Below are 23,023 nucleotides of genomic sequence, written 5' to 3'. Positions count from 1 at the left end.
AGATAAAATATCCAGAAGCGATCTACGGGGATACTGAAAAGAGTATTTGAAATAAATTCTAACCAATTAATAACTTATGAGAAGAAAACAAGTAGCGAGTAGAGCCTTGTACCGATTTGGTAGACTCTGGGTCTTTATGATTCTCACCCTTGGTCTTTGGGCCTGCAAGAACGATACAACAGCAATTATTGGAGAATCTAAGCCTTTTGATCCTACAAAACCAGTCGTCGTGTCTGATTTCAACCCAAAATCGGGTGGTATGGGACAACGCTTAATTATTTATGGGCAAAATTTCGGAAATGATCCGAAGAATGTTACTGTGCTTATAGGTGGACAACAAGCAATCGTTATTAATGCTTTAGGTGAGTCATTGTATTGCCTAGTCCCCAAACAGGCTTTCGAGGGCAATATCGAAGTGCGTGTTGGCGGAGCCGAGAAACCTGTCATCGGCCGGGCTGAAGCAAAGTTTGACTATAAACGTAAGCTGGTGGTATCCACACTCGCCGGCTACAGGAATGCCCGCGGTGACGAACCTTGGAAAGATGGCAAGTTTAAAGATGCTGACCAAAACAAAATGGCCAGCGGTTTTTGGCTCTCCTCTTTTATGAAGTTTGACCCCGCGAATCCCAAACATCTGTGGGTGACATTTGATGACAATAATGGCCTTTATCTGGTTAATTTTGAAGATAGCACGATTACCAAAAAGCGCTCCGATTTTAACCGTCCACGTAGTGTAGATTTTTCGGTAGATGGCAAATATATGATTGTGGCGCAAGATCGGGGCGGAGAGAATGATGAGTCTACCCTATTGTTTTCCCGTGCAAAGAGCTTTCTCGATAAAGAAGTACTGACCAAAAGTAGACAATGTAATGGGGCCTCCATTCACCCGGTTAATGGAGAAATGTATTTTAACAGTTATGCGAAGGGAGAGTTCTTCCGGTTTGATCTCAATCAGTATTTCACGGATAAAACGGTAAAAGCTGAGCAGTTATATGTGATTCAGGATCCGGAATGGGAATATCGGGCCTTGATTCATCCGACTGGAAACTACGCGTATATTTTGGTGATTAACCAAGGTTATATTATGCGTGCGGACTACAATTGGGATAAAAAGCGGTTTAACCAACCCTACTTAGTTTGCGGTAAAGTCCGTGAATCTGGCTATAAAGATGGGGTCGGATCCTCAGCCCGTGTCAATCAGCCCTACCAAGGGGTGTTTGTCAAAAATCAAGCCTATGTGGAAGCAGGTAAGCCTGACGTCTATGATTTTTATTTTACAGACCTTATGAATCATGCCATTCGTATGCTTACGCCTGAAGGTGCTGTAACAACTTTTGCCGGCAGAGGTAGTTCAAGCCTGAATACTAATCCTTACGGTTATGTTAATGGAGATCTAAGGGCAGATGCTCGTTTTGATCGACCATCAGGTATTGCCTATAATGAAAAAGAACAAGCTTTTTATATCGGAGACCGGGAGAATAGGCGAATTCGTAAGATCGCACTGGAAGAAATGGATGAAAATGACCAAGATTAACCTGTGATAAGATGATGAATAAAATATTACTAACATGTATGGCGCTTCTCAGTTTCAGCTGGAGTGTGTTCGCACAAGAAATTGTTGAAGTATCAGGTGTCATTGTTGATACTCAGAAATCCCCACTGGTCGGTGTCAGCATCGCTGTGAAAGATACCCCCGGTCTAGGGACGACCACGGATAGCAAAGGTAACTATAAGATAAAGGTAGAGCGTTACAAAACACTTGTGTTCTCTTCTGTTGGCTACCAAAAACAGGAAGTACTTGTGAAAGATTCACATATCATTAATGTGAGCTTGAAAGAATCGGAGACCAGTGTATTGGATGAGGTGGTGGTAACAGGTACGGGAACTCAAAAGAAGCTGACATTGACAGGAGCTGCAAGTGGAGTCGATGTAGAAACGATGAAAGCCAACCCGACTTCAAGTATAACGAATGCACTTGCTGGAAATGTACCAGGAGTAATGGCGATGATGCAGTCTGGTCAGCCCGGTAGAAATATCTCCGAGTTTTGGATACGTGGTATTTCTACCTTCGGTGGCGGTAGTGCCGCTTTGGTTTTAGTAGACAATGTCGAGCGCGATATCAATGATATAAATATCGAAGATATTGAAACATTTACAGTGCTTAAAGATGCAGCGATGACCGCAATTTATGGTTCTAGAGGTGCAAATGGCGTTATCCTGATCACAACTAAACGCGGGAAAGAGGGGAAAATTAATATCAATTTTAAAGACGAGACGATTTATAATACACGTACAATTACGCCTGAATTTGAGGATGGTGTAACTTATGCTAACCTACTAAATGAGGCCCGGATCACACGAAATTTTGAACCTATTTATCGTCCTGAAGAATTAGAAATCTTGCGTTTAGGATTGGACCCAGATCTTTATCCCAATGTCAACTGGAAAGATCTATTGTTGAAAGATGGTGCCATGACCTACCGGGCAAACCTCAACATGACTGGAGGCGGGGCTACAACGCGTTATTTCGTGTCGGGAAGCTATATAGATGAGGGGGGTATGTATAAAACAGATGAGACACTGCGCAACGATTACAACACAAATGCTAATTATAAACGTTGGAATTACCGTTTGAATGCAGATATCAATGTGACCAAAAGCACCGTATTGAAAGTTGGCGTCGCGGGATCGTTGGACAAACGGAATAGCCCGGGCCTGGGTGATCAGGATCTGTGGGGTTCTTTTTTTGGATATTCTCCGATCAGTACACCAGTACTGTATTCCAACGGCCGCGTACCAACAATAGGAGATGGCAATAAGATCAATCCATGGGTCATGTCAACACAGTCGGGATTCAATGAAAATTGGCAAAACAAAGTGCAGACCGATGTCACAATAGAACAGAACTTTGATTTTATTACCAAAGGTTTAAGGCTTAGAGGGATTGTCGGTTTTGATACCTATAATAATAACAATATCACGCGTATTAAATTGCCTGAATTATGGCATGCCGAACGTGCGCGTGATGAGAATGGAAATCTGATTTTTACGCATAAGGCTAATCCCAGAGAAATGGAACAAGGGGGGTATTCTGAAGGAAATAGACGGGAGTTTTATGATGTCATGTTTAATTATGATCGCAAAATTGGAGACCATAATTTGGGAGCAGTAGCACGTTTTACAAGAGATGCTTTTACCAAAACAGTTGATTTGGGCAATGATATCAAAAATGGTGTATCACGACGTAACCAGGCATTAGCGGGAAGATTAACCTATAATTGGAAGTCGCGTTATGTTGCTGATTTTAATTTCGGTTATACGGGTTCGGAAAACTTTGCCATGGGACAACAGTATGGCTTTTTCCCTGCTGTAGCGGCAGCATGGAATATCTCCGAGGAGCCTTTTGTCAAGAATAATGTTCCTTGGCTGAATTTGCTTAAAGTACGTTACTCCTGGGGTAAGGTGGGAAATGACCAACTTAAAATAGGTGATAACAACGAACGTTTTCCGTATTTGTATACGATTGAGGAAATCTGGCGTAGAGATGATAGGGGTAACCTGATTCTGGATAGTAATGGTCAGCGGATTCCCGCAGGGGGTTATCAATGGGCTGACTACGGCCTAGATCGTCCCTATGGCGGTATTCGCTATAGTCAGGTGGCTTCGCCCTACGTAACGTGGGAAATGGCTACCAAAAATAACCTGGGTTTGGATATCGCTTTATTTCGTGATAAAATTGTCGCCAACTTTGATTTTTTTGATGAAAAACGTACCGGCATTTATATGGAACGAAGATTTTTGCCAAGCATGGTTGGTTTGGAGAGTATTCCCAGAGCTAATGTGGGTGGCGTAAAATCACGTGGTTTCGACGGACGCTTGGAATATAAACAGAAGATCGGTGAATTGAACCTTACAGCACGTAGCAATATCACCTATAGTAAGAACGAAATTACGGCAATTGATGAGGAAAATAACGTATATGGTTATCAAAATCAAAAAGGCTATCGTGTGGATCAGTCTATAGGATTGATCGCTTTAGGCTTGTTTAAAGATTACGATGATATTCGCAATAGCCCGAAACAACAGTTTGATAATAATCCCCCCAATTATCAGCCCGGAGATATAAAATATAAAGATGTCAATGGAGATGGCATAGTGGATGATGGTGACCGGGTGGCCATAGGAGCAACGCGGAGACCTAATTTGGTTTATGGTGTAGGTGCTTCAGTGAGTTGGCGGGGATTTGACCTTAGTGTCCATTTCCAAGGATCAGGGAAGTCTACTTTTTCGATTTATGGAAAAACGGTGCAAGCCTTTCGTGAGGGCGAATGGGGGCAGGTAATGAAAGGTGTCATGGGCGATAATCGTTGGATTTCTGCCGACATATCAGGCGATCCGTCGACCGAAAACCCAAATGCATCTTATCCACGTTTAAGTTTTGGAGACAATATTAATAATTTCAGAGAGTCAACATTTTGGTTAAAAAACGGACAATATCTTCGTTTGAAAACCCTGGATATTGGATATACACTGCCAAAACACCTGACCAATCGGATCAAGGCCAATAGTATTCGCCTATTCCTCGTTGGCTCAAATTTATTGACCTGGTCAAAATTCAAACTTTGGGATCCGGAGCTGGCAACACCAAGGGGTGAGGATTATCCCTTACCTAAGTCATTTACATTTGGCATCAATATTAACCTATAAAATTAGAAAAAGATGCAAAGAAAGACATTATATATTGCGTTGATGCTCGTTTTGGGCACGAATGTGATCTCATCCTGTAAAAAGGATTACTTAAAATCCGACCAATATTTTAAAGATCGGATCACCTTGGAAAAAACATTTAAAAGCAAGCTGTATTCGGAGAAATGGCTGGCTCATGTATTTGAAGAGTTTAAAGGTGAAAATGCTGATGTCGCCAGTAAAGGCCTGACACCGCACTGCTTCGCGGATGATATGTATTATGGTGATCGGGACAAGGATTATGATCCATCAAAAAATGAACTGTCCTATAATATGTTTAAAATGGGTTTGTATACCGAAACGGATAAACAGGGTACATGGACTCAATCGTATCGCGGGATTCGGAATGCTTCGACCTTTATCCATAATATCTACATGAATACGGAGATGTCCGAGGCCGAAATCGTAGATTATCGGGGGCAGGCACGTTTTGCGCGGGCTTACCTCTACTGGTTATTGCTCCGTAAATATGGACCAATTCCGATACTGCCCGATGAAGGTCTGGATTATACAGATAGTTACGAAGAACTGGCTATTGCGCGAAACACCTATGATGAGTGTGCTGAATTCATCAGCAACGAACTATTAACAGCCGCAAAAGAAATGGAAGCCCTTGGGATGAGACGTGGACAGGATGGTTCTAGCCGCCCTTCTGTGGGGGCAGCATTGGCAGCGAGGGCTAAGGTGCTCCTGTATGCTGCAAGTCCCTTGGCCAATGGGAATAATTCAGGTTACGCTGCCCGGTTGGTAGACAAGCAGATGAAACGTCTGTTGTCTGCCGATTATAAAGAAGAGAAATGGGCGAAGGCTGCAGCTGCTGCACGCGATGTCATCGAACTGGGGGTATATCGGCTGTACACCGCACCTTTTCAGGAAACGGGTGATGATGCAACAGTTAGACCTCCTCAGGATCATAATTTTTCGGATAAAAGCTGGCCAGGAGGTTGGGCGGACATTGATCCTGCCAAATCATATGCAGAGGTCTTTAATGGGACATTGACTGCTTCGGGTAATCCGGAGTTAATATTTACCCGAGGTAACAACCAGCCGAATGAAGGTATCGACCAAATGGTCATCCACCAACTGCCGCGTTCAGCAACGGGATGGAATACGCATGGACTGACACAGAAGCTAGTGGACGCCTACTATATGAATGACGGTACGGATGTACCGGGAAAGGATAAAGAAATCGGCCGTGGAAATGGTTCAAATCGTGTCAGTGGTTTTGTGACCCAGGAAAATTATGACAACAATAAATACAGACCATTGCGTCCCGGTGTGTCCTTGCAATATGCAAACCGAGAACCGAGATTCTATGCTTCGGTGGCTTATAGCGGAAGTTTTTGGACACTGCTTAATGAAACAAAAGAGGAAAACCGCAATAAACAAATCTTCTATTATAGCGCTGACCCGAAAGGAAACGGCTTTAATTCAGCGAATGGCTATTGGTTGCGTACGGGTTTCGGAGTTAAGAAGTTTGTTCATCCCAGTGATACTTATGAAGGTGGAGTTGGCTCTCGTATTATTCCTAAGGCGGAGCCAGCCATCCGTTATGCAGATGTATTGTTGATGTATGCTGAGGCGCTAAATGAATTAAGCGGTTCGTATACGATTCCTTCTTGGCGTGGAGCAAGTTACTCGATCAGCCGTGACATTGCCGAAATGAAAAAGGGTATCCATCCTGTCCGCATCCGCGGAGGTGTGCCTGATTATTCGGCCAGTATATATGGGAATAAGAATGAACTGCGCAAAACATTGAAAAGGGAGCGCTTTATTGAGCTTATGGGCGAAGGCCAGCGCTACTATGATTTACGCCGTTGGATGGATGCGCCTGTTGAAGAAGCATTGCCGGTGTATGGCTGTAACGTTTTGATGAACGTAGAGGAACGTGACCTTTTCTATCAGCCCGTCGCGATCTGGACCTTAAAGACAACCTTTGCCGACAAAATGTGGTTTTGGCCGATTAGCCATACCGAACTTAAGCGCAATAAGAATTTGACTCAAAATCCTGGATGGACTTATAATGATTAACCAAATATGCATTTTATGAACAAGTCATATATACAATTGTTGTTCCTCACTTTACTTGCTGTCTGCAGCTCTTGTAATGATGAATGGAAAGAGGAACAATTCGAACATTACATTTCTTTTAAGGCTCCCTTGGAAAGTGAGGGTGTCGCGAATATCTATGTTCGTTACAAGGATGGGCAAAAGACAACCTTTATGCAGCCGCTGGAAGTCAGCGGATCGACAACCAACGATAATAATCTTTCGGTCAAGGTTGGAGTGGATGCTGATACATTGGGCGTGCTGAATTACGAGCGATTCCAAACGAGGACGGATTTTTATTACAAACAGCTCAGTACGAACTTTTTTGCGATTCCATCAGCGGTGGATATCAAGTCTGGGGAAAATACCGGATTAATGGCCATTGATTTTACATTGAAGGGTATTGATATGACCGAAAAATGGGTGCTTCCCTTGACTATTTTGGATGATCCAGGGGCTAAATATAAGGTCAATCCCCGAAAGCATTATAAAAAAGCACTATTACGCATCAACCCTTTTAACAATTACTCCGGGACCTATAGCGGGACAGCCCTGAAGGTTGTTATGGAAGGACATGAAAATGAAACCCCGATCGTAAAAAGTCAAATCAAAAGTTATGTTGTCGATGAGAATACGATCTTCTTTTATGCGGGTAATATAGATGAAGAGCGAAAGGACCGGAAGAATTATCAGGTTTTTGCAACATTCAATGACAAGGGTGGGGTAAGCTTTCGTGCCGTAAATCCAAATATGAAATTCGTTGTTAAAAAAGATGCAAGTTATACTGTTTCAGAACAGATGGACGCCGTCCGTCCTTATTTATTGCATCGTTATATCACAATCAATAATGTGGATTATGAATTTACCGATTATACGCTTGTTTCTACTACGGCGATCAAATTCAAGGTTTCTGGTTCATTGATCTTGGAGCGTCAGCTCAATACACAGATTCCAGATGAGGATCAAGCCATTGAATGGTAAACTTTATCAAACCATTCGGCGAGCTATTGGTTATATCATAAGGTATAAAAATAGTAGTTATGATTGGTATAGTAGGTGGCCTAGGTCCTTATGCAGGCTTGGATATAGCCAAGAAAATTATAGATGAAACAGTGGCAAGTTCCGATCAGGAACACTTGCCACTGTTATTGTTTTCCTGCCCTAATTTGATTCCAGATCGTTCCGCATATTTATTGGATAAATCGAAGGAGAATCCAGGAAAGGCAATAGCGATGATTTTAAAACAACTGGAACAGGCTGGGGCAACGATTGCGGCAATTCCGTCGAATACAGCGCATGCAGAACCGATTTTTTCAGTTATTCAGGATGAGATGGCACGTTTAGGGAATGAACTGAAGTTGCTTCATATTGTCCATGAAACAGTGCGCTTTGTTCATGAAAATTATCCAGAGAGTACAATAGGTGTGTTATCGACAGCGGGTGAACAAGCCTATAGTCAGTATCGAGAAGCTTTTATGAAAAAGGGATTTCCTATTGTGGAACCTGAAGGGGCAGAGAAGGAAAAGGTAAACAATGCTATTTACGATAAAGATTATGGTATTAAGGCACAACCGGTACCCATAGCCAATAAGGCAAGAGAAGATTTACTAATGGCGATGGATGACTTGAAAAAACAAGGTGCTCAGGTGATTATTTTGGGATGTGCCGAATTGCCGTTGGCCATTCCCGAAAAAGATCATAACGGAATGGTTGTAATCGATCCCAATCGTATTCTTGCCCGAGCGCTGATTCAAACGGTTGCTCCTGGAAAACTCAAAGCACTTTAGTGCTGCTTTGTCAAATTGGCAGATTTTCTAGAGAAATGCTTGTTGGTATGAGTTTTGTCTTCTGATTAGTAGTTATTTATGTAACAGGGAGGAACAGATGCAAAAGATCATACACCGAGAAAACGATCGTGGCCATGTTGATTTTGGTTGGTTGAAAAGTGCCCACTCATTCAGTTTTGGGCAATATTTTGATCCAGAAAAAGTAAACTTCGGGGCTTTACGCGTATTAAACGATGATCAGGTTGAAGGGGGGCAAGGCTTTGGTCGCCATTCTCATGACAATATGGAGATTGTGAGCATACCTTTGGAGGGAGTACTTTCCCATCAGGACAGTCTGGGCAATGTCCGAAACATTGAAACCGGAGATGTGCAAATTATGTCTGCAGGCAAAGGAGTAAAGCATTCGGAGTTTAATGGCGACCAGAAGGAGCTTGTTAAGTTTCTTCAGATCTGGATAATACCTCAAGAAATGAATCTTACTCCTGGTTATGACCAGAAGTCTTACCTTCATTTGGACCGTCATAATAAGTTTGTAACCATTGTGTCCCCTGATGTTTCCGATTCAGATGCGGTTCATATTCATCAAGATGCATATTTCAATATTGTGGACTTGGATGAAGGGAATACAATCCCGTATACAGTTCATTCTGAAAGAAACGGAATTTATCTTTTTGTATTAGAGGGTAAGGTACAGGTAGCGGACGAAATATTATCGCGAAGAGATGCCATCGGCATCTATGAGTTGGATAACATTGAGATTAAGGCCGAGTACAATGCAAAGCTGTTACTTATTGAAGTTCCAATGTTTTAGTGCTGGAAGCCTACACCTTTCATGATTTGGTAATGCTTGATTTATTGTTCGGCTAGACTAGGGATACATGAAAAAAAGAAATATAAAGATCTACTATAAAAATAAGGAGTTCTGTAAAAGGGACTCCTTATTTTTTGTAAATTGGAGTAGGAATAGAAGTAAAACCCATGGAAAATTTATTACATGCTTTTGAGGGTAGGGATGTCTTACTGATTATGTTATCCGTGCTGATTGGGCTGTTGATTGGCGTCGAACGCGAATACCGTAATAAATCTGCTGGATTACGGACTTTTATACTGGTGAGTTTTGGCTCCTGCCTTTTTACTATTATCTCATTGAAGATAGGTGTTGGAAATCCAGATCGACTAGCAGCTAATATTATTACAGGAATTGGTTTTTTAGGGGCTGGAGTAATCTTTAAAGAAGATAATAAAGTTAGCGGAATTACAACAGCAACAACGATATGGGCAACCGCATCTCTGGGAATGTGTGTCGGCACAGGGAATATTTTTTTAGCCTTTATCGGTGTAGGGTTGGTTTTAGTGATTTTGGGGTTGTTGACCTATTTACAGACTTATATTGATAATTACCATAAAATTAAAGACTATGAGCTCCAGACCTTATCTGAAGCAGATTTTGAACATACAGAGCAATTGATCAGACAGATGGGGTTTAAAGCAACAATCGTAAATCAACGGTATAATAAGGAAAGTCTAAACACTACCTGGCGATTGACAGGCAACATAAATCAACATAAAGAGCTCGTTAAAGTTTTGCGAAGGGATAAACAAATTGTTGCATATCAATATTAGGAGGGGGAGCCAGACTCTGAATCTTGTACAGGCGAGATCTTTTGCAACAACTGATTCACTTCGTCTTCGGTTGCGGTCAATTTTGTCCGACATACCTCAATGAGATCAGATGCACGTTTGATTTTCTCTGCAAGTTCATCAATATTTGTTGTTCCATTCTCAATTTCTTTTACAATCGTTTGTAATTCATTGAAGGCATCGGTATATGTATATTTTTGTTCCATTGTATGGTATCTCTTTAAATTGTTCACGCTAATATAGTTCCGGTTAGTTGTTTTCGGAACTGGCGCTAAGCGTCTTCTTATCCGTTACAGTACTTGTAATTTCGCCATCTTCCACCATCGTTTGGATCAGATCACCCGGAGATATCTGATCGATAGATTGAAGTAATTTGCCGTTGACTTTTGTAATGGAAAACCCTTGTTTAAGCAGCCTCCGCGGATCAGAAAGCTGGATAATCCGTTCGGTATGCGCCAACGCCGTTTTATGTTCATAAAAGCGTAGTTTGATCAGCGCAGCCAGTTCGTGCTGAATCTGTTGAATATTGGCGCGCGCAGTCTGAAGTTCTCTTTTCCCAACCCATTGGATATGCGTTGCCATTTGAGCCAAAGTATTTCTTTCTTCCTTAAAACGAGTAGAGATCAATTGCTGGATGCTTTCAGTTGCTTTGTCAATGGGAACAGAAAAATTATGAAACTTTTGAATGAGAAAATCAGCCAGCTCACTCGGTGTGATTGCATTTTTGTAAGCCACCATCTCACTCACAGTATAGTTGGTAGAATGGCCAATTCCGGTCAATACAGGAATAGGGAAGATTGCTATTGCCCGTGCCAGCAAATAATTATTGTAGCTCGATAAGCCAACCTCACCGCCACCGCCACGAATAATGGCGACCACATCAAATTCAGCTATTTTATCGGCAATGATCGCAAGTTGATTGATGATTGAGGGGATAGATTTATCACCCTGTAAGAGTGCCGGAAATAAGGTGCATTCCAATCGATAACCCCACGGATTTTGATTGATAATCTTGTAAAAATCGGAAAGGCCTTTACTTGTTTCCACCGAAATAATCGCTAGCCTTTTTGGAAGCGTTGGGAACGGAACGGATTTATTAGCCTCGTAAATGCCTTCTTCTTTAAGCTTTCTAATGCTATCCAGCTTCTCTTTCTCCAGTTCCCCCAACGTAAAAGTTGGGTCAATATCGACAATCCTTAAGCTCAAACCATACATCGGATCATAGGAAATACTTGCCTGAAACAACATCGTAATACCCTCCCGTAGAGGTTCTTGCGCAATTTTCAGGAAATTGTTGTTGATTCGGGTGAAGTCTGCTTTCCACAAAGTTGATCTGATCTCGGCTACAATTTTACCGTCTTGCTTTTCAACGAGCTCAGGGTAACAATGTCCGGAATGCGTATAATGGTTGAGTTTATTCATCTCCGCCTTGATCCAATATAAGCTCTTGTAACGCTCAGCAAGCGTTTTTTGGATACTTTTGCTAACCTCCAAAAGGGAAAATATTGTTTTATCTTGAATCAATTCCGGCATTAACCAAACTTACAGAAAAAAAAAGATTTATACTTGCTCATGCCAAAAATCCCTATACTGAGGCTGTAAAAAACTGACGTAACAAAATTGATTTTTTTAAGGGAAAGGACTTTGCTTTTTTATTTTATTCGTATTTTTATTTGATAGAACCTAAAAAACGATAAAATCAGAATGAAAAAAGGATTTTTTGGGGTGTTATTTGCAGGTTTGTTCTGTATTGGCCCCTTGTTCGCTCAATATAAGTCGACCATAAAGAATGAAACCATACTTTACAATAATGTAGATCAGCTGCTTCCTTTGGGTAATCTGGCACAGTTACGTATTGCTGTCGTTGTGCCTCATGCTGAAAAATATGCCGCGTTTACAAGCCAATTGGCACGTTATGCAGCCATTACGCTATTTGGTTTCAGTAAATTTGATGAAGATATCAAATATTATAATACAATTATTGTTGCGGGTAAGGAAGATGATTTGGACGCCGATTGCTTGTCACAGTTAAAGCAGGCTGTACTGAACAATAAAAAAGTTGTTCTTTGTCATTTCTTTGAACAAGAACGCAACAAAAGATCATTGTCCGAACATCCCCAATCTGATTTGATCGAATTGTTGGCTCCTTTTACGGAACTTGGTCAACGCAATGCCGCGATGTCTATTTTTGGTGGTGCTGCCATTACTGTAGGAAATGTGAAGACGGCTCAATCGAGACTGCAATACAGTTCAGGTGAAAACTCCAATCTGAATTTGGGTAAATTGACCAAAAAAATTGATGCCATTGCACAAGAAGCTATTGAAAAGCAGGCAACCCCCGGTGCAGTTGTGATGATTATCAAAGATGGGCAGGTGCTATTGGAGAAATCCTATGGTTATCATACCTATTCAAAAGACATTCCAACAAAAACAAGTGATATTTTTGATCTGGCCTCAGTCAGTAAAATTGCGGGTACTACACCCGTGATTATGCGATTGACGGAGCGTAATATCATTAATCTCGATAGTACGATGGGGCATTACCTGTGGCAGGCAAAGTATACAAATAAAAAAGATATCAAATTGCGTTCTGTGATGCTGCATGAAGCAGGGTTTACGCCATTTATCCCTTTTTATAAATATTTAAAAGCAGGTGATGTTGTTGCCGTACCGGACCAACAACATCAGGTAAAGATGGCTGACAATAGTTATATTCTCAATCATTATTACCGCGATGTGATGTGGCCCGAAATGTTAAAATCGCCTGTTAAGCCAACAGGAAACTATGTCTATAGTGATATTAGCATGTATGTGATGAAGGAGGTTGCCGAACATCAGACGGCCGAACCATTGCAGGATTATGTTCAGGAAAATTTCTATAAACCATTAGGTATGACACATGCAGGATATCTTCCAAGGGAGCGATTTGCGAAGGAACAGATTGTGCCTACCGAGCAGGATACTTCGTTCCGTAAAACATTGTTGGAAGGTTATGTGCATGATCAGGGAGCAGCTATGGCCGGCGGTATCGCTGGACATGCCGGCTTATTTGCCACAGCTAATGACCTCGCGATATATGGCCAGCTTTTGCTCAACCGGGGAGAATACGGAGGCGAGCGATATTTTAAGACTGAAACAATCGATCTTTTTACGTCTAAGCAGTCCGCGACAAGCCGAAGAGGATTGGGGTTCGACCGCTGGGATCCAAACCCGAAAAACGAGTATCCCTCTAAATTGGCCAATAGCACTGTCTTTGGGCATACGGGATATACAGGCACCTGTATCTGGGTGGATCCTCAAAACCAATTGATTTATATCTTCCTATCCAATCGCGTGCACCCGCAGGTCAGCACCAAATTGTTGGATCTCAATATCCGTAGCCGGATTCAGGATGCCATTTATGAAACAATTAATGAGGCGAAAAAATGATAGAAAAACTATTGTTGATGGGGCTGGGCATGTTATCTTTAAATAGGTTGGCTTATAGTCAGGATTATAAAAAAGCTCATCAGGATCTGGTTATCGTGGATGGACATAATGATGTAATCTATGAATCAATTTTCGGAGGAAAGGATATTGGTCAGCGATTGAGTACGGGTGCTACGGATTTGCCGCGACTAAAAGAAGGTGGGATCGATGTGCAGGTATTTGCTGTTTGGTCGGATGATGCAAAATGGAAGACCGGAGCCTTTGAGCATGCCAACGCTCAAATAGATGCCCTGGAAAAAATGATTGCTACAAATGCGGAGGATATTGCCTTGGCAAAATCAACCGCAGATATCGATGGCATTCTAAAAACGGGTAAAATTGCTGCGATTATTGGTGTGGAGGGAGGTAATATGATCGAGGGTAGCATAGACAAGCTCATCGAACTTCATAAACGTGGTGCGAAATATTTAACCTTGACCTGGAACTATAATGTGCCATGGGCGAGTTGTGCCGCAATGGAGTCTGGTGCGATGGATTCCAAGGCGAAGGGATTAACTGACCACGGGAAAGCGATTGTCCGAAAAATGAATGAACTTGGCATGCTGGTCGATCTCTCCCACGGTGGTGAGCAGACCTTTTATGATGTCCTTGCGGTTTCCAGTAAGCCAATATTGGTGTCTCACAGTAATGCTTATCGTTTATGTCCACATTTCCGCAACCTGAAAGACGAACAATTGGATGCCCTGAAGAAAAATGGCGGTGTGATCGGTGTCAACTTTTACTCTGGTTTTTTAGATCCCGAGTATGAGACACGATTAAAGAGAATCTATACACAGCAATTTGGTAAGAATGCCGATACCGCATTGAGTACCTGGAAGATGTATGATAAATTGCCCATAGATGTTAGGTATGAAGTCGATGCACCAATGTCCAAACTATTGGACCATATTGATTATCTCGTCAAGAAAGTAGGGATTGAACATGTTGCCGTTGGATCGGATTTTGATGGCATCGAATCTGCTCCCCAAGGATTAGAAGATGTTTCTAAATTTCCTTTATTGACAAAAGGACTTTTAGAAAGAGGTTACGACAAAGCAGATATCGCTAAAATCATGGGACAGAATTTTCTACGGATTTTAAAAGAAAACGAAGGGTAAAGTAAAGGATAGAAATTTGTAATTTCGTAGAATGGCAAAAACAAAATCAGCATATTTCTGTCAAAACTGTGGCTATGAGGCTCCCAAATGGATGGGACAGTGTCCTTCGTGTAAACAATGGAATAGTTTCGTGGAGGAAGTGGTCGAAAAGTCAAGCTCAAAAGTTCCTGAATGGCGAAGCACCACAACAACAGGGAATACAAAGCGGGCAAACAAAGCAGCTATTATTCATGAGATTGTATATCAGGATGAATCGCGTATCTTGACTCCAGATCAGGAGTTTAATCGGGTGTTGGGAGGGGGAATCGTCCCGGGGTCCCTGGTTTTGATAGGAGGTGAACCCGGAATTGGAAAATCCACATTGATGCTTCAGCTGGCTTTGTCCATTCCACAGGTCAAGACCCTCTATATTTCCGGAGAGGAGAGTGAGCAGCAAATCAAGATGCGGGCCGAGCGATTGTCACAATCCTCCAAAGCCAATTGTTATATTCTGACAGAAACATCTACACAAAATATTTTCAAGCAGATCGAGACAGTACAACCTAATGTCATTGTCATAGATTCCATCCAAACCTTGCATTCAGCGCAGATTGAATCGGCACCAGGGTCGGTTTCCCAAGTGCGGGAATGTACAGCCGAATTACTACGGTTTGCCAAAGAAACCAGCACCCCAGTATTTATTGTAGGCCATATTACCAAAGATGGTTCCATTGCAGGACCGAAAGTCTTGGAGCATATGGTTGATACCGTACTCCAATTTGAGGGTGACCGCCATCACGTCTATCGTATATTGCGTGCGGTAAAAAATAGGTTTGGCTCCGCGTCTGAATTAGGTATATATGAAATGCAGGGTTCCGGATTGCGGGAGGTGTCGAATCCGTCCGAAATTATGATTTCACAACGCGATGAGCCCGTGAGCGGTGTTTCCATTGCGGCTATGCTAGAGGGGATGCGTCCAATGATGATTGAAGTTCAGGCTTTGGTGAGCAATTCCGCATTTGGAACTGCCCAACGCTCATCTACAGGTTATGATACAAAACGATTAAACATGTTGTTGGCTGTATTGGAAAAGCGATTTGGTTTTCGGTTAAGCGCGCAGGATGTATTTTTGAATATTGCCGGAGGACTTCGCGTTGAAGACCCAGCCATCGATCTGGCAGTTATCGTGGCTATTATTTCGTCACAACAAGATATTCCGATAAAGACCAGCCTGACCTTTGCTGGCGAAGTAGGTTTATCCGGAGAGATCAGAGCTGTCAACCGGATTGAACAACGTATTCAAGAAGCTGAGAAGTTGGGCTTTGATGGGATCTTTATTTCCAAGTTTAATACCAAAGGATTGGATGCCAAGAAATATAATATTGCCATTAGACCAGTAGCTAAATTGGAAGACCTGTTTAGCGCCTTATTTGGCTAATATAGCATAAGAACCATATTAAAAAAACAGGTGCCCGAATTTTCGGACACCTGTTTTTTTCTTTAATATTTCTTCTATTTCCCTATAGCCTCATGGCTAACATTCCTTCTTACTTTAATACTTCTTTTAGCTTGGCACGTAAAGCATCACCATGTAAATTCTTCGCAATGATTTTTCCATTCGGGTCAATCAACACATTTTGGGGGATAGATTTCACCGCGTATAATGTACCAACATCATTTTGCCAACGTTTTAAGTCAGAAACATGTTTCCAATGTAGCTTATCTGTGTGAATGGCCTTGATCCAAGAGTTGCGGTCTTTGTCAAAGGATATACCCAGGATTTCAAAGTTGTCTCCTTTGAATTGTTCGTAAGTTTTTACAAGATCTGGACTTTCAACGCGACAGTCTGGACACCATGAAGCCCAAAAATCAAGTAATACATATTTACCTTTGAAATCGGATAGTTGTACAGGGGTGCCTGTTGTATCATTTTGTGTAAAAGCAGGCGCAACTTTGCCGATCTGAACAGTCTCTAGCGCATTCAGATATTCCTGAAACTCTTTTCCTTCATTGGAATTCTTTACATTGCCACTCAAGGTGTTATAAAGCGCCTGTAACTCGGTATAGACAGGGTCGTAGCCGCCTACACGACGCAAATCAACTAAAGTTGAGATGGAATCCGGTGTTGCTTTTACGCGGGCGATATATTCCTGTTTGGTCAATTCTTTTTTCTGGGCTAAACCAAAGAACGGAAGAACCAAAAAAAGTAGTGTGATGTATTTTATCATGTTGCTATTCTTGTATATATTTACAAATATAAGAAAATCCACTAATTTGGTAGATTAATAAAATGTCAAAAAATGAACTTCAACCTAATAGCTAAACTTCCACATGTCGGTACATCGATCTTTACCAAGATGACCACGCTTGCCAATGAGGAGCAGGCGCTGAATCTGTCACAGGGTTTTCCAGACTTTGAGACAGACCCCAAGCTTGTACAATTGGTCTCTGCCGCAATGGAAAAAGGGCACAACCAATACGCACCAATGATCGGTGCACAAAGCCTACGGGAGACGATCGTAAATAAATACAAGGCGGTATATGCCGTGGATATAGATCCGACTGAAGAACTCACGGTTACAGCCGGGGGAACACAGGCCATCTTTACGGCTATAGCAACAGTCGTCAGCCAGGGAGATGAAGTAATTATATTCGAACCGGCATACGATAGTTATGCCCCAACGATTGAATTGTTTGGCGGTAAGGTTGTTCCAGTTCGATTATTGGCACCAGATTTTCAAATTGACTGGGATTATGTGGCTACACTCATCAACGAAAAAACGCGATTGGTGATTATCAATAATCCGAATAATCCTACTGGAAAAGTACTCGGAAAAGAGGATCTAAATAAACTTGGGGTGCTATTAGCGGGAACAAACACCCTGTTATTAAGCGACGAAGTTTATGAACATCTCGTTTTTGATGGCGTTTCACCGCAATCTGTTTTAAGTATACCGAGCTTGCGTGAACGGAGTTTTGTTGTTGCTTCCTTCGGAAAGCTGTTGCATACCACGGGATGGAAGATCGGCTACTGTGTTGCGCCAGTTCTATTGATGCGCGAATTTCGGAAAATCCATCAGTTTAATGTATTCAGTGTTAATACACCTATGCAGATCGCAATTGCCGAATATTTGAGAGATATTGTTTATGTGGAGAGTCTTGCTGGTTTCTTTGCGAAGAAGAGAGACTTACTCAAAAATGGATTGGCGCCGTCTCGCTTCAAGATTCTCCCTTGTGAAGGGACCTATTTTCTTAATCTCGATTATAGTGCCATTAGTCAGGAGAAGGAGTTTGATTTTGCCTGCTATTTGACAAAACATCACAAAATAGCGACGATTCCGCTCTCTGCCTTTTATAAACAAGCTACAGATCAGCAAGTTTTACGTGTTTGTTTTGCTAAGCAGGATGATACTTTGTTAAAAGCAGTAGCGATTTTAAACGAAATATAGTGGGATTTCTATGCTAAAATAAGGGCTAAAAGGATTTATTTAAAATATTGTTAAGAATAAGCCACTTTATTAAAATTTTACTTCAACTTAACTCACTAATTTCATAAATTTGTAATTCACGTTTATCAATATATCCATAAAATGGCTAGATTAAATTTATTGGAAGAAACACGCTTCGAAAAAGTCCCCGTAAGCGTCTATCCAGATCAAAATTCAGCTTCGAAAAACGTTGCAAATCGTATTGCTGAAATTATTCGTGCAAAGCAGGAGAAAGGTGAAAAAGCTGTTCTAGGTCTTGCTACTGGTGCTACACCGGTGAAAGTTTATCAAGAATTGATTCGCTTGCACAAAGAAGAAGGTTTAAGCTTTAAGAACGTGATTACCTTCAATCTTGACGAATATTACCCTATGCAACCTGATGCCGATCAGAGCTATGTGACCTTTATGAACAAGAATTTGTTTGATCACGTAGACATTGATAAGGCGAATGTAAATATTCCTGATGGTACCCTGGCTCCGGATCAAGTCAATGCGTTTTGTGAAGCATACGAACAAAAGATTACTGCTGCTGGCGGTTTAGATATTCAATTATTAGGTATCGGTCGTACAGGCCATATTGGATTTAATGAGCCGGGTTCTGCTCCAAACTCTGGTACCCGTATTGTAACCTTGGACGACTTGACACGTCGGGATGCATCACGTGCCTTTGGTGGTAAAGAAAATGTGCCAAGAAAAGCCATCACGATGGGCGTAGGTACAATTTTCAAAGCACGCGAGATTATCTTGATGGCTTGGACTGAAACGAAAGCCGAGATCATTAAGAAAGCGGTTGAGGGCGAGATTTCGTCAGAGATTCCTGCAACCTATCTTCAACTATCGGATAATGTCGAATTCATCTTAGATGAGGCAGCAGCATCCTTGTTGACACGTTTTGACCTTCCATGGTTGGCAGAAGATGTTACCTGGACGCCAACATTGATCAAAAAAGCTGTTGTTTGGTTAGCACTGGAAATCAATAAGCCGATTTTAAAACTTACAGATGAAGATTACAATGCGCATGGTATGGCCAAGCTGGTTACAGAAACTGGCCCTGCTTATAACATTAATATCCGAATCTTTAATGAGCTTCAACATACAATTACTGGATGGCCGGGAGGTAAGCCGAACGTAGACGATTCACAGCGTCCAGAGCGCGCGAATCCGGCTAAGAAAAACGTGATCGTATTTTCGCCACACCCTGATGATGATGTGATCTCTATGGGTGGAACATTTATCCGTCTGGCTGACCAAGGGCACAATGTGCATGTTGCTTACCAGACTTGTGGTAATACGGCTGTATGGGATGATGATGTGGTACGTTACCTGGAGTTTGCTGAAGATTTAGCAAATCAAATTGGTGCAAATACAGAGGCAGCTCAAATCAATCAGATTTATGATGAAGAAAGAGCAATCTTTGCGACTAAAAAACCAAATCAGATCGATACCGAACTTGTTCGCAAAATAAAGGCATTGATCCGTAAAGGAGAAGCTATTGCCGGAGCTCGTTTAGTCGGGTTGCCAGATGAAAATATCCATTTCCAAGATCTACCATTCTACGATAGACAAAAATTTGCAAAGGATGTATCGTTTGAAGATGATATCCAACAAACGATGGAATTGTTGCGTCAGGTAAAACCGCACCAAGTATTCGCAGCAGGAGATTTTGCAGATCCACATGGTACGCATAAAGTATGTTTCGATATTTTGTTTGAAGCTTTGAGAAGATTGAGCAAAACTGACGAGTGGACAAAAGACTGTTGGTTGTGGTTGTATAGAGGTGCATGGCATGAATATCCGATCCATGAGATCGAAATGGCCGTTCCATTATCTCCACAAGAGGTATATCGCAAGCGTTTAGCGATCTTCAAACATCAATCCCAAAAAGATCTACCTGTATTCCCAGGTGATGATCCACGTGAATTCTGGGTACGTGCTGAAGACCGTACGAGCGATACCGCAGCAATGTATGACCGATTAGGTCTTGCAAACTATGAAGCGATAGAAGCTTTTGTAAGATGGAAATTTGACTAAAATAGTCTGAATTAATATAGGAAAGCTCTGAATCTTAATTGGTTCAGAGCTTTTTTGTTTTTAGTTGTTATAGCAAGCAAAATTTTTATACCTTTGCTTAACTATTTAGATTAATTAAAAATAATTACCCAAGATTATTAACATGGACAAACACTTACTTGCACTTGCCTCTACATTTTTAATCGGAAGCGCTGTATACGGTCAAACTTCAGGAATCGTAAAAGGAAAGGTTGTAGATGCAAACAACAACCCATTAAGCTCAGTAACCGTTTCAATCGGTGATAAAACAGTACGGACAGACCATAAAGGTCATTTCAGGCTTCAGGGTATCAATCAGAATGCAATCATTCGTTTTACTTATCTAGGTTATCAGGCGACATCGGTTGATTATGTTTTTAGTTCCACTAGCCGTGAGGTCGTCATGAAACCGGTGGTGTTAGTAGGCAATGAGCAAGCCATCGATGAGGTGGAAGTGTTTGGTGAGCGAAATAAAAAGCCGAAGGGGCTTGAGATGATTACCCGTATGCCGTTAAAACCTTCCGATCAGATTCAGAGTATATCGGTGATATCCAATAAAGTAATTCAAGATCAGGGTATATTGACATTGACTGATGCTGTTAGAAATATTCCGGGTGTTACACTATTTGGTTCTTACGGTGGCGTCAAAGAATCCCTATCTACACGGGGTTTCAGGGGTGTACCAGTTTTGAAAAATGGTGTACGTATGGACTCGCAGTTTCAGACAGCTTCTGGCGTCGTTGATATGCAAGGGGTGGAGTCTATCCAGATGATCAAAGGATCTGCAGCGGTGACGCAAGGTGTTATTACTGACCTCGGGAATGCCGGTGGGGTGATTAACGTCGTGACAAAAACGCCTAATTTTACAAACTCTGGTGAGGTTGGGGTACGTGTGGGAAGCTGGGGGCAGTTTCGGCCGACATTCGATTTTCAGACCGTATTAGACAAAAAAGAGACTGTCGCTTTTCGTATGGATGGTGCCTATGAAAGAAATGATAGTTTCAGAAAAGGGCTTTCAGCCAACCGTGTCTATCTGAACCCATCACTGGCCTGGAAACCTACTGAGAGAACAACGATCACATTGGAAGGAGACTATTTCAACGATAACCGTACCCCGGTAAATTCGGCGGTTAACTTAAACCCTTCGCAGAGTATTAATGCTTTATATGTCATACCCAATAATAAATTCTTAGGTATGAATTCTGATAATGTTAACACAGAGATGAAGAGCTTTATGGGGCAGATCAATCATGAATTGAGCGATCGTTGGAGTATTCGCGCCTCAATAGCGACCTCATCTTACCAGGTCGATAACTTGACAACATCGGCGACTCTGATAGAGGACAAAGAGGAAAAGTTCAATACCTTTTCGCGGAAGATGAGTAAGAGCTTAAGAGATGATAAGAATAAGACATTTCAGTTTGATCTGATTGGAAAAGATCTTTATACAGGTAAGGTAAAGCATTTGGTACAGGCGGGAGTTGACTATCGTATCGCCGATGCAACAACAACTTCGTTTGGTACCAAATTGAGTTTGTTGGACAGTAAAGTTCCCTTGTCAAAGCCTGATCAGGCAGCTTTAGCCGGTGGTATAATTGACGTGATTGATATTCATGGCGATTGGGCCAACGATTTGACCCAAGTATCTTATGTGGATTCATTGGGGAATAATCAGATAGGAAAGAAGGTGGCTTTTGAGGCTAAAACTCCTGTTAGAAATTACTATTCTTCTGTTGGCTTTATGGCGCAGGATGTTATTGAATTCAATAAATACATTAAGGCAGTATTGGGTTTGCGTTACTCTGAGATGACGACGAAGGATTTTATATCAAACGGAAATAAGAGGGTATCAGCTTGGAATCCGATGGCAGGTGTTATCGTAACGCCTTTCGAGAATTTCAATGTATTCGGATCTTATACGAACTCAACCAGTCTCAGAAGTGCAGCCAATCCAATGGTTGATGGGACCAAGGCGGGTGCTTCAACTACCGAACAATTCGAAGGGGGGATTAAATCAGATTGGTTGGATAATAGACTGCGTTTCAATTTAACTTATTTCCATATTTATACATCTGACCTAACGAATGCGGAATATAATGAGGCGAATCAACCGACAGGTCTTTATTTTAAAGCGGGTGATTTAGTCCGGGATGGTATCGAAGCTGAATTAAACGGTCGTGTGTTGGAAAATCTAACGGTTATGTTGGGCTATGCATATTTAGATGCCCGATATAAAAATTCTCCATCCTACATGAATGGCTCTGCTCCAATGAATGCGCCAAAGCATACGGCCAATGCTTGGGTGCAATATGTCTTTAATCAAGGTGCTTTAAGAAATCTGAGCTTAAGTGCCGGAGTGTATTATGTGGGCGATCGTCCAGTAAATGAGTATAGTCTAACACCGCAAGGCCACGGTGAATATTATGGCGAAAAACCATTCAATATGCCAGCTTATACAACTTTAAATGCACAGGTGGGGTATAAATGGCGGAGGTTTGATGCAAAAGTTTTTGTTAACAATATCACCAATGAGATTGGCTTGAATTCGTATTTTAGAGGCGGTTTTATCAATCAGATCGACCCTAGAAATGCTGCCGTGTCATTAAGCTATAAGTTTTAAGCAGAACGCATTTAATCGTGAGTGCAAGTAAAAGGGATGATTTCTATTCGAAATCATCCCTTTTTCCATTTCAGGATT

Annotated in this window: 16 protein-coding genes; 13 read left to right on the top strand and 3 right to left on the bottom strand. The window is 41.7% G+C overall.

Annotated features, from left to right (window positions below; genetic code table 11):
• Positions 1 to 76 precede the first annotated feature (76 nt).
• The 7 genes from ABFX33_RS11520 (at position 77) to ABFX33_RS11490 (ending at position 10,205) form a co-directional block, all read left to right on the top strand.
• Positions 77 to 1,534, top strand: coding sequence for an IPT/TIG domain-containing protein (locus tag ABFX33_RS11520; RefSeq protein ID WP_257095878.1), 1,458 nt, complete (start codon positions 77 to 79; stop codon positions 1,532 to 1,534).
• 11 nt (positions 1,535 to 1,545) lie between these two features.
• On the top strand, positions 1,546 to 4,707 hold the full coding sequence (locus ABFX33_RS11515) for a SusC/RagA family TonB-linked outer membrane protein (protein WP_346086192.1): 3,162 nt from the start codon (positions 1,546 to 1,548) through the stop codon (positions 4,705 to 4,707).
• 12 nt (positions 4,708 to 4,719) lie between these two features.
• Complete coding sequence (locus ABFX33_RS11510; RefSeq protein ID WP_346086191.1) at positions 4,720 to 6,777, top strand: RagB/SusD family nutrient uptake outer membrane protein; 2,058 nt, start codon at positions 4,720 to 4,722, stop codon at positions 6,775 to 6,777.
• 15 nt (positions 6,778 to 6,792) lie between these two features.
• A complete protein-coding gene (locus ABFX33_RS11505) occupies positions 6,793 to 7,776 on the top strand; it encodes a DUF4973 domain-containing protein (protein ID WP_120261227.1) in 984 nt (327 codons plus the stop codon).
• Between the two features lie 59 nt (positions 7,777 to 7,835).
• Entirely contained in the window at positions 7,836 to 8,582 is a 747-nt protein-coding gene (locus tag ABFX33_RS11500; protein ID WP_257095868.1) for an aspartate/glutamate racemase family protein, read from the top strand.
• A gap of 97 nt (positions 8,583 to 8,679) precedes the next feature.
• Positions 8,680 to 9,393, top strand: a complete 714-nt coding sequence (locus tag ABFX33_RS11495; protein ID WP_346086190.1) for a pirin family protein — start codon at positions 8,680 to 8,682, stop codon at positions 9,391 to 9,393.
• Positions 9,394 to 9,560: 167 nt separating this feature from the next.
• Complete coding sequence (locus ABFX33_RS11490; RefSeq protein WP_257095867.1) at positions 9,561 to 10,205, top strand: MgtC/SapB family protein; 645 nt, start codon at positions 9,561 to 9,563, stop codon at positions 10,203 to 10,205.
• Here ABFX33_RS11490 and xseB read toward each other — a convergent pair.
• Together xseB and xseA are read right to left on the bottom strand one after the other, a co-directional pair.
• Positions 10,202 to 10,429 (bottom strand): exodeoxyribonuclease VII small subunit, encoded by a 228-nt coding sequence (xseB, locus tag ABFX33_RS11485; protein ID WP_346086189.1) that lies wholly within the window; start codon positions 10,427 to 10,429, stop codon positions 10,202 to 10,204. The two genes, ABFX33_RS11490 and xseB, sit on opposite strands and share 4 nt — an antisense overlap.
• A 43-nt stretch (positions 10,430 to 10,472) precedes the next feature.
• Positions 10,473 to 11,756, bottom strand: coding sequence for an exodeoxyribonuclease VII large subunit (gene xseA / locus ABFX33_RS11480; protein WP_346086188.1), 1,284 nt, complete (start codon positions 11,754 to 11,756; stop codon positions 10,473 to 10,475).
• A gap of 171 nt (positions 11,757 to 11,927) precedes the next feature.
• On the opposite strand from xseA, the gene ABFX33_RS11475 reads away from it, so the two are divergent.
• The 3 genes from ABFX33_RS11475 to radA are packed head-to-tail and all read left to right on the top strand — an operon-like array spanning position 11,928 to position 16,226.
• On the top strand, positions 11,928 to 13,652 hold the full coding sequence (locus ABFX33_RS11475; protein WP_346086187.1) for a serine hydrolase domain-containing protein: 1,725 nt from the start codon (positions 11,928 to 11,930) through the stop codon (positions 13,650 to 13,652).
• A complete protein-coding gene (locus ABFX33_RS11470; RefSeq protein ID WP_346086186.1) occupies positions 13,649 to 14,809 on the top strand; it encodes a dipeptidase in 1,161 nt (386 codons plus the stop codon). The genes ABFX33_RS11475 and ABFX33_RS11470 overlap by 4 nt, the downstream gene beginning before the upstream one ends.
• A 31-nt stretch (positions 14,810 to 14,840) precedes the next feature.
• A complete protein-coding gene (gene radA, locus ABFX33_RS11465) occupies positions 14,841 to 16,226 on the top strand; it encodes a DNA repair protein RadA (protein ID WP_346086185.1) in 1,386 nt (461 codons plus the stop codon).
• A 109-nt stretch (positions 16,227 to 16,335) separates the two neighbouring features.
• On the opposite strand, the gene ABFX33_RS11460 is transcribed toward radA, so the two are convergent.
• Positions 16,336 to 17,016, bottom strand: a complete 681-nt coding sequence (locus ABFX33_RS11460) for a peroxiredoxin family protein (RefSeq protein ID WP_346086184.1) — start codon at positions 17,014 to 17,016, stop codon at positions 16,336 to 16,338.
• A 72-nt stretch (positions 17,017 to 17,088) separates the two neighbouring features.
• Between ABFX33_RS11460 and ABFX33_RS11455 the strand changes: the two genes are divergently transcribed.
• The 3 genes from ABFX33_RS11455 to ABFX33_RS11445 all read left to right on the top strand — a co-directional run bounded on the left by ABFX33_RS11455 (position 17,089) and on the right by ABFX33_RS11445 (position 22,945).
• Positions 17,089 to 18,237 carry a methionine aminotransferase gene (locus tag ABFX33_RS11455; protein ID WP_346086183.1) on the top strand — a complete coding sequence of 383 codons (1,149 nt, stop codon included), beginning with the start codon at positions 17,089 to 17,091 and terminating at the stop codon, positions 18,235 to 18,237.
• Between the two features lie 141 nt (positions 18,238 to 18,378).
• Positions 18,379 to 20,307 (top strand): glucosamine-6-phosphate deaminase, encoded by a 1,929-nt coding sequence (nagB, locus tag ABFX33_RS11450; protein ID WP_428835646.1) that lies wholly within the window; start codon positions 18,379 to 18,381, stop codon positions 20,305 to 20,307.
• Positions 20,308 to 20,449: 142 nt separating this feature from the next.
• On the top strand, positions 20,450 to 22,945 hold the full coding sequence (locus ABFX33_RS11445; RefSeq protein ID WP_346086182.1) for a TonB-dependent receptor domain-containing protein: 2,496 nt from the start codon (positions 20,450 to 20,452) through the stop codon (positions 22,943 to 22,945).
• The last annotated feature ends 78 nt before the right edge of the window (positions 22,946 to 23,023 follow it).

The organism is Sphingobacterium ginsenosidimutans (assembly GCF_039536865.1).
In the GTDB taxonomy this organism is placed as follows: Bacteria; Bacteroidota; Bacteroidia; order Sphingobacteriales; family Sphingobacteriaceae; genus Sphingobacterium; species Sphingobacterium detergens.
This window is presented reverse-complemented; position numbering and strand designations above follow the sequence as displayed.

What these genes read in the sequence shown, in the direction of transcription:
- ABFX33_RS11520 (WP_257095878.1), top strand. Translation starts at nt 77, where the DNA reads ATGAGAAGAAAACAAGTAGCGAGTAGAGCCTTGTACCGATTTGGTAGA.
- ABFX33_RS11515 (WP_346086192.1), top strand. Translation starts at nt 1,546, where the DNA reads ATGATGAATAAAATATTACTAACATGTATGGCGCTTCTCAGTTTCAGC.
- ABFX33_RS11510 (WP_346086191.1), top strand. Translation starts at nt 4,720, where the DNA reads ATGCAAAGAAAGACATTATATATTGCGTTGATGCTCGTTTTGGGCACG.
- ABFX33_RS11505 (WP_120261227.1), top strand. Translation starts at nt 6,793, where the DNA reads ATGAACAAGTCATATATACAATTGTTGTTCCTCACTTTACTTGCTGTC.
- ABFX33_RS11500 (WP_257095868.1), top strand. Translation starts at nt 7,836, where the DNA reads ATGATTGGTATAGTAGGTGGCCTAGGTCCTTATGCAGGCTTGGATATA.
- ABFX33_RS11495 (WP_346086190.1), top strand. Translation starts at nt 8,680, where the DNA reads ATGCAAAAGATCATACACCGAGAAAACGATCGTGGCCATGTTGATTTT.
- ABFX33_RS11490 (WP_257095867.1), top strand. Translation starts at nt 9,561, where the DNA reads ATGGAAAATTTATTACATGCTTTTGAGGGTAGGGATGTCTTACTGATT.
- xseB (WP_346086189.1), bottom strand. Translation starts at nt 10,429, where the DNA reads ATGGAACAAAAATATACATATACCGATGCCTTCAATGAATTACAAACG.
- xseA (WP_346086188.1), bottom strand. Translation starts at nt 11,756, where the DNA reads ATGCCGGAATTGATTCAAGATAAAACAATATTTTCCCTTTTGGAGGTT.
- ABFX33_RS11475 (WP_346086187.1), top strand. Translation starts at nt 11,928, where the DNA reads ATGAAAAAAGGATTTTTTGGGGTGTTATTTGCAGGTTTGTTCTGTATT.
- ABFX33_RS11470 (WP_346086186.1), top strand. Translation starts at nt 13,649, where the DNA reads ATGATAGAAAAACTATTGTTGATGGGGCTGGGCATGTTATCTTTAAAT.
- radA (WP_346086185.1), top strand. Translation starts at nt 14,841, where the DNA reads ATGGCAAAAACAAAATCAGCATATTTCTGTCAAAACTGTGGCTATGAG.
- ABFX33_RS11460 (WP_346086184.1), bottom strand. Translation starts at nt 17,016, where the DNA reads ATGATAAAATACATCACACTACTTTTTTTGGTTCTTCCGTTCTTTGGT.
- ABFX33_RS11455 (WP_346086183.1), top strand. Translation starts at nt 17,089, where the DNA reads ATGAACTTCAACCTAATAGCTAAACTTCCACATGTCGGTACATCGATC.
- nagB (WP_428835646.1), top strand. Translation starts at nt 18,379, where the DNA reads ATGGCTAGATTAAATTTATTGGAAGAAACACGCTTCGAAAAAGTCCCC.
- ABFX33_RS11445 (WP_346086182.1), top strand. Translation starts at nt 20,450, where the DNA reads ATGGACAAACACTTACTTGCACTTGCCTCTACATTTTTAATCGGAAGC.